General features: G+C 52.5%; 12 protein-coding genes. 4 read left to right on the top strand and 8 right to left on the bottom strand.

Annotated features, from left to right (window positions below):
- Nucleotide 1: 1 nt before the first annotated feature.
- The 8 genes from ACOTX3_RS13925 to ACOTX3_RS13890 all read right to left on the bottom strand — a co-directional run bounded on the left by ACOTX3_RS13925 (nucleotide 2) and on the right by ACOTX3_RS13890 (nucleotide 8,876).
- Nucleotides 2-1,363 carry an MFS transporter gene (locus ACOTX3_RS13925; protein WP_013095847.1) on the bottom strand — a complete coding sequence of 454 codons (1,362 nt, stop codon included), beginning with the start codon at nucleotides 1,361-1,363 and terminating at the stop codon, nucleotides 2-4.
- 149 nt (nucleotides 1,364-1,512) lie between these two features.
- Nucleotides 1,513-2,400, bottom strand: coding sequence for a heme o synthase (gene cyoE, locus ACOTX3_RS13920; RefSeq protein WP_013095848.1), 888 nt, complete (start codon nucleotides 2,398-2,400; stop codon nucleotides 1,513-1,515).
- A gap of 11 nt (nucleotides 2,401-2,411) precedes the next feature.
- Nucleotides 2,412-2,738, bottom strand: a complete 327-nt coding sequence (locus ACOTX3_RS13915; protein ID WP_006176899.1) for a cytochrome o ubiquinol oxidase subunit IV — start codon at nucleotides 2,736-2,738, stop codon at nucleotides 2,412-2,414.
- Nucleotides 2,738-3,352, bottom strand: a complete 615-nt coding sequence (locus tag ACOTX3_RS13910; RefSeq protein WP_003859057.1) for a cytochrome o ubiquinol oxidase subunit III — start codon at nucleotides 3,350-3,352, stop codon at nucleotides 2,738-2,740. Before ACOTX3_RS13910 ends, ACOTX3_RS13915 begins: the two co-directional genes overlap by 1 nt.
- Entirely contained in the window at nucleotides 3,342-5,333 is a 1,992-nt protein-coding gene (gene cyoB, locus ACOTX3_RS13905; protein ID WP_013095850.1) for a cytochrome o ubiquinol oxidase subunit I, read from the bottom strand. Before cyoB ends, ACOTX3_RS13910 begins: the two co-directional genes overlap by 11 nt.
- 16 nt (nucleotides 5,334-5,349) lie before the next feature.
- A complete protein-coding gene (cyoA, locus tag ACOTX3_RS13900) occupies nucleotides 5,350-6,297 on the bottom strand; it encodes a cytochrome o ubiquinol oxidase subunit II (protein WP_058678432.1) in 948 nt (315 codons plus the stop codon).
- A gap of 479 nt (nucleotides 6,298-6,776) precedes the next feature.
- Nucleotides 6,777-8,252: a muropeptide MFS transporter AmpG gene (gene ampG / locus ACOTX3_RS13895; RefSeq protein ID WP_127869136.1), complete on the bottom strand. Its 1,476-nt coding sequence runs from the start codon at nucleotides 8,250-8,252 to the stop codon at nucleotides 6,777-6,779.
- 45 nt (nucleotides 8,253-8,297) lie between these two features.
- On the bottom strand, nucleotides 8,298-8,876 hold the full coding sequence (locus ACOTX3_RS13890) for a lipoprotein (RefSeq protein WP_013095854.1): 579 nt from the start codon (nucleotides 8,874-8,876) through the stop codon (nucleotides 8,298-8,300).
- Between the two features lie 305 nt (nucleotides 8,877-9,181).
- Here ACOTX3_RS13890 and bolA point away from each other — a divergent pair, with 305 nt between their 5' ends.
- The 4 genes from bolA to clpX all read left to right on the top strand — a co-directional run bounded on the left by bolA (nucleotide 9,182) and on the right by clpX (nucleotide 13,412).
- Complete coding sequence (bolA, locus tag ACOTX3_RS13885) at nucleotides 9,182-9,499, top strand: transcriptional regulator BolA (protein WP_013095855.1); 318 nt, start codon at nucleotides 9,182-9,184, stop codon at nucleotides 9,497-9,499.
- A 330-nt stretch (nucleotides 9,500-9,829) separates the two neighbouring features.
- Entirely contained in the window at nucleotides 9,830-11,128 is a 1,299-nt protein-coding gene (gene tig / locus ACOTX3_RS13880) for a trigger factor (RefSeq protein ID WP_013095856.1), read from the top strand.
- A 258-nt stretch (nucleotides 11,129-11,386) separates the two neighbouring features.
- The gene (gene clpP, locus ACOTX3_RS13875; protein WP_013095857.1) at nucleotides 11,387-12,010 is read left to right on the top strand and encodes an ATP-dependent Clp endopeptidase proteolytic subunit ClpP; all 624 of its coding nucleotides are present in this window, start codon (nucleotides 11,387-11,389) and stop codon (nucleotides 12,008-12,010) included.
- A gap of 127 nt (nucleotides 12,011-12,137) precedes the next feature.
- Nucleotides 12,138-13,412, top strand: coding sequence for an ATP-dependent protease ATP-binding subunit ClpX (gene clpX / locus ACOTX3_RS13870; RefSeq protein WP_127869135.1), 1,275 nt, complete (start codon nucleotides 12,138-12,140; stop codon nucleotides 13,410-13,412).
- Nucleotides 13,413-13,417 lie beyond the last annotated feature (5 nt).

Genomic DNA, 13,417 nt, shown 5'->3' with positions numbered 1-13,417 from the left:
TTCAGGCTTTCAGCGCCTGTTCAACTTCAAAGCGGTTTGTCACCTTACTGTCTATTTTGACATACGCGCTGCGCTCTTCTGCCGCGAGAAGCACTTCACTCACGCCCTCTGTCGATGCAAGACGCTGTTTCAGCGCATCGTTGATCTCAACGTCGTCAGGAATTTCTACCCGCAGGCTACTGACGTAGCGCGGCTCTTTCATGGTACCGGCAACCAGCAGCCAGACCGTCGCCAGCAGTGCGCCTGCGAGGAAGACGGTTTGGGAATCAAACAGGCCGTCGACCCAGCCGCCGAGGGCACCGCCAATGGCCACGCCGATGAACTGGCTGGTGGAGTAAATCCCCATCGCCGTGCCTTTATAACCGGCAGGGGATTCTTTGCTGATTAGTGACGGCAGCAGGGCTTCCATCAGGTTAAACGCCAGGAAGAAGAGCTGCACACCGGCAACCAGTTCCCAGAAGTGGGGGCCAGCGCCCCAGAGCACGATCTCGGCAATCAGCAATACCGCCACACAGCCAATGAAAACGCGCTTCATTTTGCGCTTCACTTCGGCATAGATAATAAACGGTACCACCGAGACGAACGAAATCACCATCGTCACCAGATAGATTTTCCAGTGTTCTGCCGCCGGGAAACCTGCGGCAGCCAGTTGACCGGGCAGGGCGACAAAGGTCGACATCAGCAGAATGTGCAGACACATAATGCCGAAGTTAAGCTTCAACAGGCGCGGCTCAACCAGTACCTTGCTAAAGCAGCCTTTGACCATCCCGGATTCACGGTTGAGGACGTGGTTTTTGCTGTCCGGTACCACCCACAGCGTTAAGGCAATACCGATGGTCGCCAGCACGGCAATCATCCAGAACAGGGCGTGCAGGCCAAGCGTGTGGGTAATAATGGGGCCGAGCACCATCGCAATCGCAAACGTGACGCCAAAGCTCACGCCGATAAATGCCATCGCTTTGGTACGGTTCTGTTCACGGGTTAAATCCGACAGCAGCGCCATCACGGCGGCGGCAATCGCGCCGGAGCCCTGCAGGGCGCGGCCAAGAATAATTCCCCAGATGGAGTGGGAGAGGGCGGCGATGATGCTACCGAGCACAAAAACCAGCAAACCACCGACAATGAGCGGCTTGCGGCCGACGCGGTCAGAGAGCAGACCAAACGGGATCTGGAATACCGCCTGAGCCAGACCATAAATACCAATCGCCAGGCCAATCAGCGCTTCGCTGGCGCCCTGCAATGCCATGCCGTATGTGGTCAGAACAGGCAGGACCATAAACATGCCAAGCATCCGTAGCGAGAAAACAGTCCCTAAACCCCAGGTCGCACGCAGCTCGCCCGGTGTCATTTTATAATCGTTCATTGCCACCTCAATTCAAAAGCAGGCCATAGTGTAGTGCGGGGAAGGGGCGGGGTAAATAAAGGGTTATTTAACAAATATTACATGCGTTATTGATAGATTCAGTGAATAAAAAAGGGTGCCGAAGCACCCCTTTATTCACCTGTTGTGTCTTACCAGACGTAAGTCAGCAGGTTATGCGAATCCGGCACCATAAAGTCCACGGACATCATCACGGACAGCGAGGTGATGGCAACAATCGAGAACACAAACAGTTTGCGCGCCCAGACTTTGTCATCTTCCACTTTGTAACCGCGCAGGGCCATACCGAGCCACCAGACGCTTACCGCTGCGGCCACCGCCAGATATTTATACCCGGCGTAACCCCCCAGCGAGAGCATCAGCGTTGCCACGGCAAAGGCGATGATGTACAGCGTGATGTGGTTCTTGGCAACGGAAATACCTTTCACGACCGGCAGAACCGGAATGTTCGCTGCCTGATAATCCTTAAAGCGGAAAATCGCGATGGCATAGGAGTGCGGCATCTGCCACAGGCTAAAGATAGCCAGCAGGATCAGCGCACCGCTGTCGAACTCGTTCGTGACGGCGCAGTAGCCAATCACCGGCGGCGCAGCGCCGGAGAGAGAACCAATCAGCGTGCCGTAGACGGAGTGACGCTTCATATACAGGCTGTAAACGCCCACATACACCACGAACCCCATCACCCCCAGCCAGCAGGCCAGCGGGTTAGCACCAAACCACAGCAGCATAAAGCCAGCAATACCCAGCAAGGTGGCGTACACCAGCGAGACGGAAGGGGCGATCAGGCCTTTCACCAGCACCCGATTTTTGGTCCTTTCCATCTTCTTGTCGATATCCATGTCGATGTAGTTGTTAAATACACAACCGGACGCAACAACCAGTGACACACCGACCAGCGTGTAGATAAAGAGGGTGTAATCAATGCTGCCTTTGGAGGCCAGCAGGAACCCTCCGATCACGGAGATCAGGTTGCCAAAGATGATGCCTGGTTTCGTTACTTGCAGGTATTGCTTAAACATACTCGCCGCTCTTAGTGAACCATCATGTTGTAGTTAAGGTTCCACATAATCCAGATGGAACCGACTACCAGGATAGCGATGATAATCACGGTAAAGATGAAAGCCGTCATGTTCCAGCCTTCATCGGACTTGGTGTTCATGTGCAGGAAGCAAACCAGATGCACCAGAATCTGAATCACCGCGGTCACCAGGATTGCACCCAGAATAACCGGCTTAGACGCAGAACCGCTCATCACCATCCAGAACGGGATCACCGTCAGGATGATCGACAGGATAAAACCTGTCATGTAGGTTTTTACGCTACCGTGGGAAGCGCCATGATCGTTTGAATGACTCATTACATCGCCCCCATCAGATAGACAACAGAGAACACACAGATCCACACCACGTCCAGGAAGTGCCAGAACAGGCTCAGACACATGATACGGGTACGGTTAGTGCTGGTCAGGCCGCGACGGGAGATCTGGAACATCAGAACCGCCATCCAGATCAGACCGGAGGTCACGTGCAGACCGTGGGTACCGACCAGCGCGAAGAACGCAGACAGGAAGCCACTGCGATCCGGCCCGAAGCCTTCCATAATCAGGTGATGGAATTCATAGATTTCCATCCCGATAAATCCAGCACCAAACAACCAGGTCAACGCCAGCCAGGAGACAACCTGGCTCTTGTTGTTTTTGTACATGGCGATAGCCGCCATGCCGTAGGTGATGGAGCTGAATAACAGCAGTGCGGTTTCAACCAGAACGAACGGCAGTTCAAAAATGTCCTTGCCGGTCGGGCCGCCCGCTGTGCCGTTCACCAGAACGGCATAGGTTGCGAACAGACAGCAGAACAGAATGCAGTCGCTCATCAGGTAGATCCAGAACCCGAAGACTTTCGTCGGTCCTGTATCGTGGTGCGCATGTTCATGCGCGTGGGCAGTCGAGTGCGCCAGAGTATCAGTTGCCATTTTTCAGCCCCGCTTTAGAAATCTCGTCGAAATGCTGATTTTCCAGCTTTTCAACTTCACGGACTGGTACGTAGTAGTCCACGTCCTCGTCAAAGCTCTTCACAATCCAGCTGATTACGATGCCAGCGAAGCCAACAATCGCCATCCACCAGATGTGCCAGATCATTGCGAAACCAAATACCGTTGCGAAAGCGGCAATCACGATGCCCGCTGCGCTGTTTTTCGGCATATGGATCTCTTCGTAATGGTCAGGTTGCTTGTACGCTTCACCTTTTTCTTTCATTTCCCAGAATGCATCACGTTCGTGAATGTGCGGCACTACGGCAAAGTTATAGAACGGAGGTGGAGAAGAGGTCGCCCACTCCAGCGTACGGCCGCCCCATGGGTCACCGGTCAGGTCGCGGTTCAGGTTACGGTCACGGATGGACACGTAGTACTGAATCAGCTGGCACAGGATACCGCAGGCAATCAGCGCGGCACCGCCCGCTGCAACCATCAGCATTGGGTGGAACTGCGGATCGATCTGCTGGCTCAGACGACGGGTCATACCCATGAAGCCCAGCACGTACAGCGGCATAAATGCTACGAAGAAGCCAATGATCCAGAACCAGAACGCGCGTTTACCCCATTTCTCGTTCAGCGTGAAGCCGAACGCTTTTGGCCACCAGTAGGTTACGCCAGCGAAGCAGCCGAAGACCACGCCACCGATGATAACGTTATGGAAGTGCGCAATCAGGAACAGACTGTTGTGCAGAACGAAGTCAGCACCCGGTACCGCCAGCAGTACGCCGGTCATCCCACCTACGGAGAAGGTGACGATGAAGCCGATGGTCCACAGCATCGCTGAGTGGAACACGATACGGCCCTGGTACATGGTGAACAGCCAGTTGAAGATCTTCACCCCGGTAGGGATGGCGATAATCATGGTGGTAATACCGAAGAAGGCGTTTACATTCGCGCCCGCACCCATAGTAAAGAAGTGGTGCAGCCAAACGATGAACGACAGAACGGTAATACAGACGGTTGCCCACACCAGAGAGGTGTAACCAAACAGACGTTTACGCGAGAAGGTTGCTGCGATTTCGGAGAACACACCGAAGACAGGCAGAACCAGAATGTACACTTCCGGGTGACCCCAGGCCCAAATCAGGTTGATGTACATCATCATGTTGCCACCCATGTCATTCGTGAAGAAATGGGTGCCCAGGTAGCGGTCCAGGGTCAGCAGCGCGATGGTGACGGTCAGAATTGGGAAGGATGCGATAATCAGTACGTTGGCGCACAGAGATGCCCAGGTAAATACCGGCATCTTGAACATGGTCATACCAGGTGCACGCATCTTCAGGATGGTCACGAAGAAGTTGATACCGGTCAGGGTGGTACCGACACCGGAGAGCTGAAGCGCCCAAATCCAGTAGTCAACGCCAACGCCCGGACTGTACTCAATTCCTGACAGCGGTGGGTAAGCCAGCCAGCCGGTCTGAGCAAATTCGCCCACGCCCAGTGACAGGTTAACCAGGATAACGCCGACAACCGTAAACCAGAAGCTCAGGTTGTTCAGGAACGGGAACGCAACGTCGCGCGCGCCAATTTGCAGCGGAACGACAACGTTCATCAGACCGATAACCAGCGGCATCGCCACGAAGAAGATCATGATAACGCCATGAGCGGTAAAGATCTGGTCGTAGTGGTGCGGTGGCAGGAAGCCTGCTTCACCCGCAGACGCGAGTGCCTGCTGGCTACGCATCATGATCGCATCCGCAAAGCCACGAATTAACATGACGATACCGACGATGCAGTACATGATACCGAGTTTTTTGTGGTCAACCGAAGTCAGCCACTCGTTCCACAGGTAGCTCCACTTACCGAAGTAAGTGATCAAGGCCAGTAAGGCCGCGCCACCGATGATAATGGCAGCCACCGTAACCATGATAATCGGTTCATGGTAGGGCACTGCATCCAGTGTCAATTTTCCGAACATTTTCTTCCTCGGCCCCTTAGTGAGCGGTTTCCGCGTGGCTCATGTCCATGCCTTCCATACCTTTGTGCGCGCTATGCTCGCCTTCAGGCTGGGTCATGTCCATGCTCTTGCCGTGATCCATAAATTTGCCAATAACGTCTTTGAACAAATCAGGTTTCACGTTAGAGAAGTACTCCACCTTGTTGTATTCGCTAGGTGCAGCCACTTTTTCGAACGCCGCCATGTCAGACATGGTGTTTGGAGACTGCTTCGCTTTTGCAACCCACTGGTCGAAAGCGGCACGGTCCGGCGTCGCAATAGCTTTGAACTTCATACCTGAGAAGCCCGGGCCGCTATAGCTGGCGGAGATACCATCATAGGTGCCTGCTTCATTCGCGATCAGGTGCAGGTTGGTCTGCATACCGGCCATCGCGTAAATCTGGCTACCCAGACGTGGGATGAAGAAGGAGTTCATTACGGAGTTGGAGGTCACTTTGAACTGAACCGGAGTGTTCGCCGGGAAGGCGATTTCATTCACGGTAGCAATGCCCTGCTCTGGATAGATGAAGAACCATTTCCAGTCCATGGAGACCACTTCGATGGTAATTGGTTTTTCATCGTGAACCAGCGGTTTGCTTGGCTCAAGTGCGTGAGTGGTTTTCCATGTCAGCACAGCGAGGAACAGGATGATCAGAATAGGAACCGTCCAGACCACAGCTTCCACTTTATTGGAGTGTGACCAGTTAGGGCTATACTTCGCATCTTTATTGCTCGCACGATACTTCCAGGCGAAACCAACAGCCATCAAAATGGCTGGAATAACCACAATCAACATCAGGCCAAATGCCGTCAGTATCAGTGAACGTTGTTCCAGTCCAATCTGTCCTTTGGGGTCAAGTAGTGCAGAATCGCAACCACTGAGTAATACAGTGCCTGCGAATAATGACAACCATCCCAAACTTTTATTGTATTTCCTGAGTCTCATTTAACGACCTCAATTCCACGGGAGTCTGGTGGCGTTTAAAGTGTGGGGGCATTTTACGGGAAGGTTACATTACTGTAAACATCATTAGGCCTGTGTCAGGAAGGTGTTACCGGGTTCTGCCGCACGTGTCACAAGTGTTGCAAATTATGTCGGTTTTTATGACCGAAGCCGCATGGCATGGGCTTTATAACGAAAGGACCCCCAAGCATACCCTAAAAGGGGCAATTGGTATAACCATTGTTAAAAATAAACAAAAAATTAACAATTAATTATCAATAAAAAGACAATTAAAAAACGAAAATTCAATCTTTCCCAAGCTGAATCGTTTAATGAAAAATAGCCTGAAAGAAATGGCTCCAATAATTTCCGAATCCTATCCCGCACAAAACAACAAATATTTTTTTTAGCGTTTGTCGGTTATTTCACCGTTATAATTTCAGCCGGTGATTACAACGGGAAATAACCTTTCGCTTTTATCTTCAGGTTGTCTGCGTTTTACGCAGAGCCAGAAAATCGAGCAGCCCACCGAGCAGGATCCCGACGACCGCCAGCAGGGCGCCGACATCAAGGAGAAGGGCTTCAAGAGGAAGCACCAGGGGGGTAGTGGCATTGATGATAAGCACCACGAGCCATAACCCCAGCGCCAGACATCCCACCATTAACAGGCGTAGCGCAAAACGGTAGGCGCGCTGATATTCCGTTCGCGGCATAAAGTGTTCTGTTCGCTGGGTATATTCCAGCGTCTGGCGGCAGACCAGCAACAATAAAATGCCTGGCACGGCTGCAACCACGGAGAAGAGATAAAACGTTGGCCAACCGTGCGCTTCAACAAACCAACCGGCAATCGGCCCCACATATACGCGGCCCACGGCAGAAAGCGCCGAGAGCAGGGCGAACTGCGTTGCAGAAAACGACTTGTTGCAGAGCGTCATCAGCAGGGCGACAAACGCCGCGGTACCCATTCCGCCACACAGGTTCTCAAAGAACACTGCTGCCGCCATGCTAATCATATGTTTATCGGTAATCGACAGCAGCCAGTAACCCGCGTTAGACGCCCCCTGCAGAATGCCGAAGATCAGCAACGCCCGGAACAAGGTCAGGCGCTGCATCAACACCCCGCCGTAAAGTGCGCCGACGATAGTGGCAAACAGCCCGAGGGTTTTGTTAACCACTCCCACTTCACCGGCATCGAACCCGACGCCGCGGATCAGGAACGTGGTGGTCAGGCTCATCGCGAAGGCATCACCCAGCTTATAAAGGACGATGAGCAGCAGGATCAGCCAGGCATTGTTGCGGCCAAAGAAATCACGCAGCGGTTCGGCAACGGCCTGCTCCAGAGAACGGGGGACCGGAATCACGTCGCTCGGTTCAGGGGCGAGGAGGGTGGCAATAATGCACGGGATCAGCAGGGCGGCCATCAGCCAGTACATGCCCTGCCAGCCCAGATAGCGGTCAGCCAGCCACAGCGCCAGCCCACCAGATACCAACATGCCGAGGCGATAGCCCAGCACGCTGATGGCTGCACCGGCTCCACGCTCTTCTGCGGGTAACACGTCCGTTTTCCAGGCATCAAACACGATATCCTGTGACGCGGAACAGAAGGCGATCACCACCGCAAGCGCCGCCATCCAGTGAAGCTGTGTCGACGGCTCAAGGAATCCCATGGCGGCAATGGCCAGCAACAGCAGGACCTGCGTCATCACCAGCCAGCCACGACGACGGCCCAGGAACGGCGGGGTGTAGCGATCCATCACCGGCGACCACAGGAACTTAAAGACATACGCCTGGCCGACGAGCGAGAAGAAGCCAATGGTTTTGAGATCGATATTCTCAACCGTCATCCAGGCCTGCAATGTGCCGGAAGTGAGCGCGAGGGGTAAACCGGAGGCAAAGCCAAGGATCAGCAGAATGGCTGATTTGGGTTGCTGGAAAATGCGTAAGTAATGACTGGACATGTTCTTAAAAACTGACCCGGTAAAACACCGGGTCAGTCAGCAGGATTAACGCGCGTTTTGCTTGATAAAGTCGTGAATGCTGGTGTCCTGCGCCATATCGGCGATGGTATCGGTCAGCACGCTGTTTACGGCGTTAGCAATGTTCTGGTTAGAGGCCTGGAAAGCACCTTCTACGGAGTAGCTGGCGCGATAATTTTTGGTCATCTTGTTGCCGTTCTTCGCGGTAGCGATGATGGCGATGTCCGCTTTGGTGGAGATGTTGTAGCGCACGTTACCCTGGGAAACGTCAGCGTACAGGTTGTTAACGATGATCTGCAGATCAACCGCGCCGCTTGGGCCAATCATGTAACCACGAGAGGTCATCTGTTTCTCCAGCACTTCCTGCAGCAGGAAACGCAGGTCACGGGAAGCGGTCAACGTCACCAGCTGGTTGTCGCGGGTCACTTTCGCCAGGGCCTGATCCTGACGCTGATCGGCACCGTTAATGCTCACGGTCACGCCCATCAGGCTTGGATCCTGCTGAGGCAGCGTGATTTTTGGTGAGACATCAATAGTTGTTGGCGGGGTAGCGCAGCCTGCCAGCATAAAGAGGGCTACCAACGGAAAGAAGAGTTTTTTTAACATTTTCGGGTTCTCAACGAATCGTAAGCATATAGAGAGAAAAATTGCCGCCATCATAACATCGCTAACGGCCAGGGGAAGTGGTCAACGCATGTAAATTCATCGCCTTGTCTGAAAACTGACCAGTTCGCCCTTTTTCTCAACCTGTGTGTGACAAAACGTATGAGCCTCACAGTGAACTTCATTCGTTTGAATGAGAAAATAAGACGAAAGCTAAATATTTGTTGTCTTGTTGTAATGGAACCGGTAAAAGCGGCTAACATTTAAAGGGATGGGTGACATCCTGGCGTTGTCGGAGGAGTAATTTCATGATGATACGTGAGCAGATAGAAGATAAATTAAGGGCAGCGTTCAACCCTGTGTTCCTCGAAGTCGTCGACGAAAGCTATCGTCATAACGTGCCGGCAGGTTCTGAAAGCCACTTCAAAGTGGTTCTGGTTAGCGATCGCTTCACGGGAGAACGTTTCCTGAACCGACACCGCTTGATCTACAGCACCTTGACGGAAGAACTCTCCACAACCGTACATGCGCTGGCATTGCATACCTACACCATTAAGGAGTGGGAAGGCTTGCAGGATACGGTTTTTGCATCCCCGCCTTGTCGCGGTGCAGGCACCATCGCCTGATAAATCGGATTTGCAACCGCTGGAGTTTTTCCAGTATGTTGCTTACAGATTTCCTCAAAACGGCCTTCGGGCCGTTTTGTTTTGTCTGAGTTTTGAGCGGATGGTGCGATTTTAAGGCTAAAAATAGCCTTAAAGTGTGAAAAAAGCCGCAGCAACATGCCCCAACCGTTCTCGACTCACCTAAGTGATGCCGCTATAATGCCGCGTCTTATTGAATGTCTTCGGGATGATTCTGGCGACAGGGAATGTGAATCTGCACTAAGAGAGCATCCCGGTAAAACAGACAGATTCAGAGTTGACCGAGCACTGTGATTTTTTTGAGGTAACAAGATGCAAGTTTCAGTTGAAACCACTCAAGGCCTTGGCCGCCGTGTAACGATTACTATCGCTGCTGACAGCATCGAAACTGCTGTGAAAAGCGAGCTGGTCAACGTAGCAAAAAAAGTACGTATTGACGGCTTCCGTAAGGGCAAAGTACCAATGAATGTTGTTGCTCAGCGTTATGGCGCTTCCGTGCGTCAGGATGTGCTGGGTGAACTGATGAGCCGCAACTTTATCGATGCGATCATCAAAGAAAAGATCAATCCGGCCGGTGCGCCGAACTACGTTCCAGGCGAATACAAACTGGGCGAAGACTTCACCTACTCTGTAGAGTTCGAAGTGTATCCGGAAGTAGAACTGAAAGGTCTGGAATCTATCGAAGTTGAAAAACCGATTGTTTCCGTGACCGACGAAGATGTTGACGGCATGCTGGATACCCTGCGTAAGCAGCAGGCTAACTGGAAAGAGAAAGAAGGCGCTGTTGACGCTGAAGACCGCGTCACCATCGACTTCACCGGTTCTGTAGACGGCGAAGAGTTCGAAGGCGGCAAAGCGACTGACTTCGTACTGGCAATGGGTCAGGGTCGTATGATCCCGGGCTTCGAAGACGGTATCAAAGGCCACAAAGCGGGCGAAGAGTTCACCATCGACGTGACCTTCCCTGAAGAGTACCACGCTGAAAACCTGAAAGGTAAAGCAGCGAAGTTCGTCATCAACCTGAAGAAAGTGGAAGAGCGCGAACTGCCAGAACTGACTGAAGAATTCATCAAGCGTTTCGGCGTGGAAGATGGTTCTGTTGCCGGTCTGCGTACTGAAGTACGTAAAAACATGGAACGCGAGCTGAACGGCGCTGTGCGTAACCGTGTGAAATCTCAGGCTATTGAAGGCCTGGTGAAGGCGAACGAAATCGACGTTCCAGCTGCGCTGATCGACAGCGAAATCGACGTACTGCGTCGTCAGGCTGCACAGCGTTTCGGTGGCAACCAGCAGCAAGCGATGGAACTGCCACGCGAGCTGTTCGAAGAGCAGGCAAAACGCCGCGTTGTTGTTGGTCTGCTGCTGGGCGAAGTGATTCGTACTCACGAGCTGAAAGCTGACGAAGAGCGTGTGAAAGGCCTGATCGAAGAGATGGCTTCTGCATACGAAGATCCATCAGAAGTTATCGAGTTCTACGGTAAGAACAAAGAGCTGATGGACAACATGCGTAATGTTGCCCTGGAAGAGCAGGCTGTTGAAGCGGTACTGGCGAAAGCGAAAGTGACCGAAAAAGCGACCTCTTTCAACGAACTGATGAACCAGCAGGCGTAATTTCGCCCCGAAGGTTTAAAGTTTGAACAAAAACCCGTTGCCTTCCGGCAACGGGTTTTTTTTATCGCAGCAATAGCCCAGGAAGGGTGCTAAAACGCCCTTTCGGTGTTAGCGTAACAACAAAAGGTTGTTATGCTTGAAATAGGGCAATGTAAACCCCATAAGTGTGTAATCAGATGAATGAGACTGGCTGATAATCCGTCCGTAAGGTTACAATCAGTACAGCAGGTGTTTTCAATTTTGATCCAGGAGACGGAAATGTCATACAGTGGCGAACGAGATAACTTTGCACCCCATATGGCTCTGGTGCCAATGGTTATTGAACAGACCTCACGTGGTGAGCGTTCTTTTGATATCTATTCCCGTCTGCTCAAGGAACGCGTTATCTTTCTGACCGGCCAGGTGGAAGACCACATGGCGAACCTGATCGTGGCGCAGATGCTGTTTCTGGAAGCGGAAAACCCGGAAAAAGACATTTACCTGTACATTAACTCCCCAGGCGGCGTGATTACGGCAGGTATGTCCATTTATGACACCATGCAATTCATCAAGCCTGATGTGAGCACTATCTGTATGGGTCAGGCAGCATCTATGGGTGCCTTCCTGTTAACCGCAGGGGCAAAAGGCAAACGTTTCTGCCTGCCGAATTCCCGCGTGATGATTCACCAGCCGCTGGGTGGTTACCAGGGGCAGGCGACGGATATCGAAATCCACGCCCGCGAAATTCTGAAAGTAAAAGCGCGCATGAATGAACTTATGGCGCAGCATACGGGTCAATCTCTTGAGCAGATCGAGCGCGATACCGAGCGCGATCGCTTCCTCTCTGCTTCAGAGGCAGTTGAATACGGCTTAGTCGACTCCATTTTGACCCATCGTAATTGATGCCCGCGACGCGAGTGTGCCGCTATACTAAGGTAAAGCGGCACTCTGCTTGAGAGCAGCTTGCGTCTGAAAATGGCATTTGCGTCGTCATGTGCGGCACAAAGAACTTAAAAAGAGGTTTGGACTCATGACAGATAAACGCAAAGATGGTTCGGGCAAACTGCTGTACTGCTCTTTTTGCGGCAAAAGCCAGCATGAAGTGCGTAAACTGATTGCCGGGCCGTCCGTGTATATCTGCGACGAATGTGTTGATTTATGTAATGACATCATTCGCGAAGAGATTAAAGAAGTAGCGCCTCACCGTGAGCGTAGCGCGCTGCCGACACCGCATGAAATTCGTCATCATCTGGACGACTATGTCATCGGTCAGGAGCAGGCTAAGAAAGTGCTGGCGGTAGCGGTATATAACCACTACAAACGCCTGCGTAACAGTGATACCAGCAATGGCGTAGAGCTGGGTAAAAGTAACATTCTGCTGATCGGCCCAACCGGTTCCGGTAAAACGCTGCTGGCTGAAACGCTCGCACGCCTGCTGGATGTGCCGTTCACCATGGCGGATGCCACCACCCTGACCGAAGCCGGTTACGTGGGTGAAGATGTGGAAAACATCATCCAGAAACTGCTGCAGAAGTGCGATTACGACGTACAGAAAGCCCAGCGCGGGATCGTCTATATCGATGAGATCGACAAGATCTCCCGTAAATCAGACAACCCGTCTATCACCCGTGACGTATCAGGGGAAGGTGTACAGCAGGCATTACTGAAGCTGATCGAAGGGACCGTTGCCGCAGTGCCTCCGCAGGGTGGCCGTAAACATCCGCAGCAGGAGTTCCTGCAGGTTGATACCTCCAAGATCCTGTTCATTTGTGGCGGTGCTTTCGCCGGTCTGGATAAAGTTATCTCCCACCGTGTTGAAACCGGCTCCGGCATTGGTTTTGGCGCAACGGTGAAGGCCAAATCCGAGAAAGCGAACGAAGGCGAACTGCTGTCTCAGGTTGAACCAGAAGATCTGATCAAGTTTGGTCTGATCCCAGAATTCATTGGGCGTCTGCCGGTTGTGGCTACGCTGAATGAACTGAGTGAAGAAGCCCTGATCCAGATCCTGAAAGAGCCGAAAAACGCGCTGACCAAGCAGTATCAGGCGCTGTTTAACCTGGAAGGCGTTGAGCTGGAATTCCGTGATGAAGCGCTGGATGCGATTGCGAAGAAAGCGATGATCCGTAAAACCGGTGCCCGTGGTCTGCGTTCCATCGTTGAAGCCGCGCTGCTTGATACCATGTACGACCTGCCTTCCATGGAAGATGTCGAAAAAGTGGTTATCGACGAGTCCGTTATCGGTGGTCAAAGCAAGCCGCTGCTGATTTACGGGAAACCGGAAGCGCAGCAGGCATCTGGCGAATAATTCAC

Source organism: Enterobacter cloacae complex sp. IR5384, assembly GCF_049237265.1.
Taxonomy (GTDB): domain Bacteria; phylum Pseudomonadota; class Gammaproteobacteria; order Enterobacterales; family Enterobacteriaceae; genus Enterobacter; species Enterobacter cloacae.
This window is presented reverse-complemented; position numbering and strand designations above follow the sequence as displayed.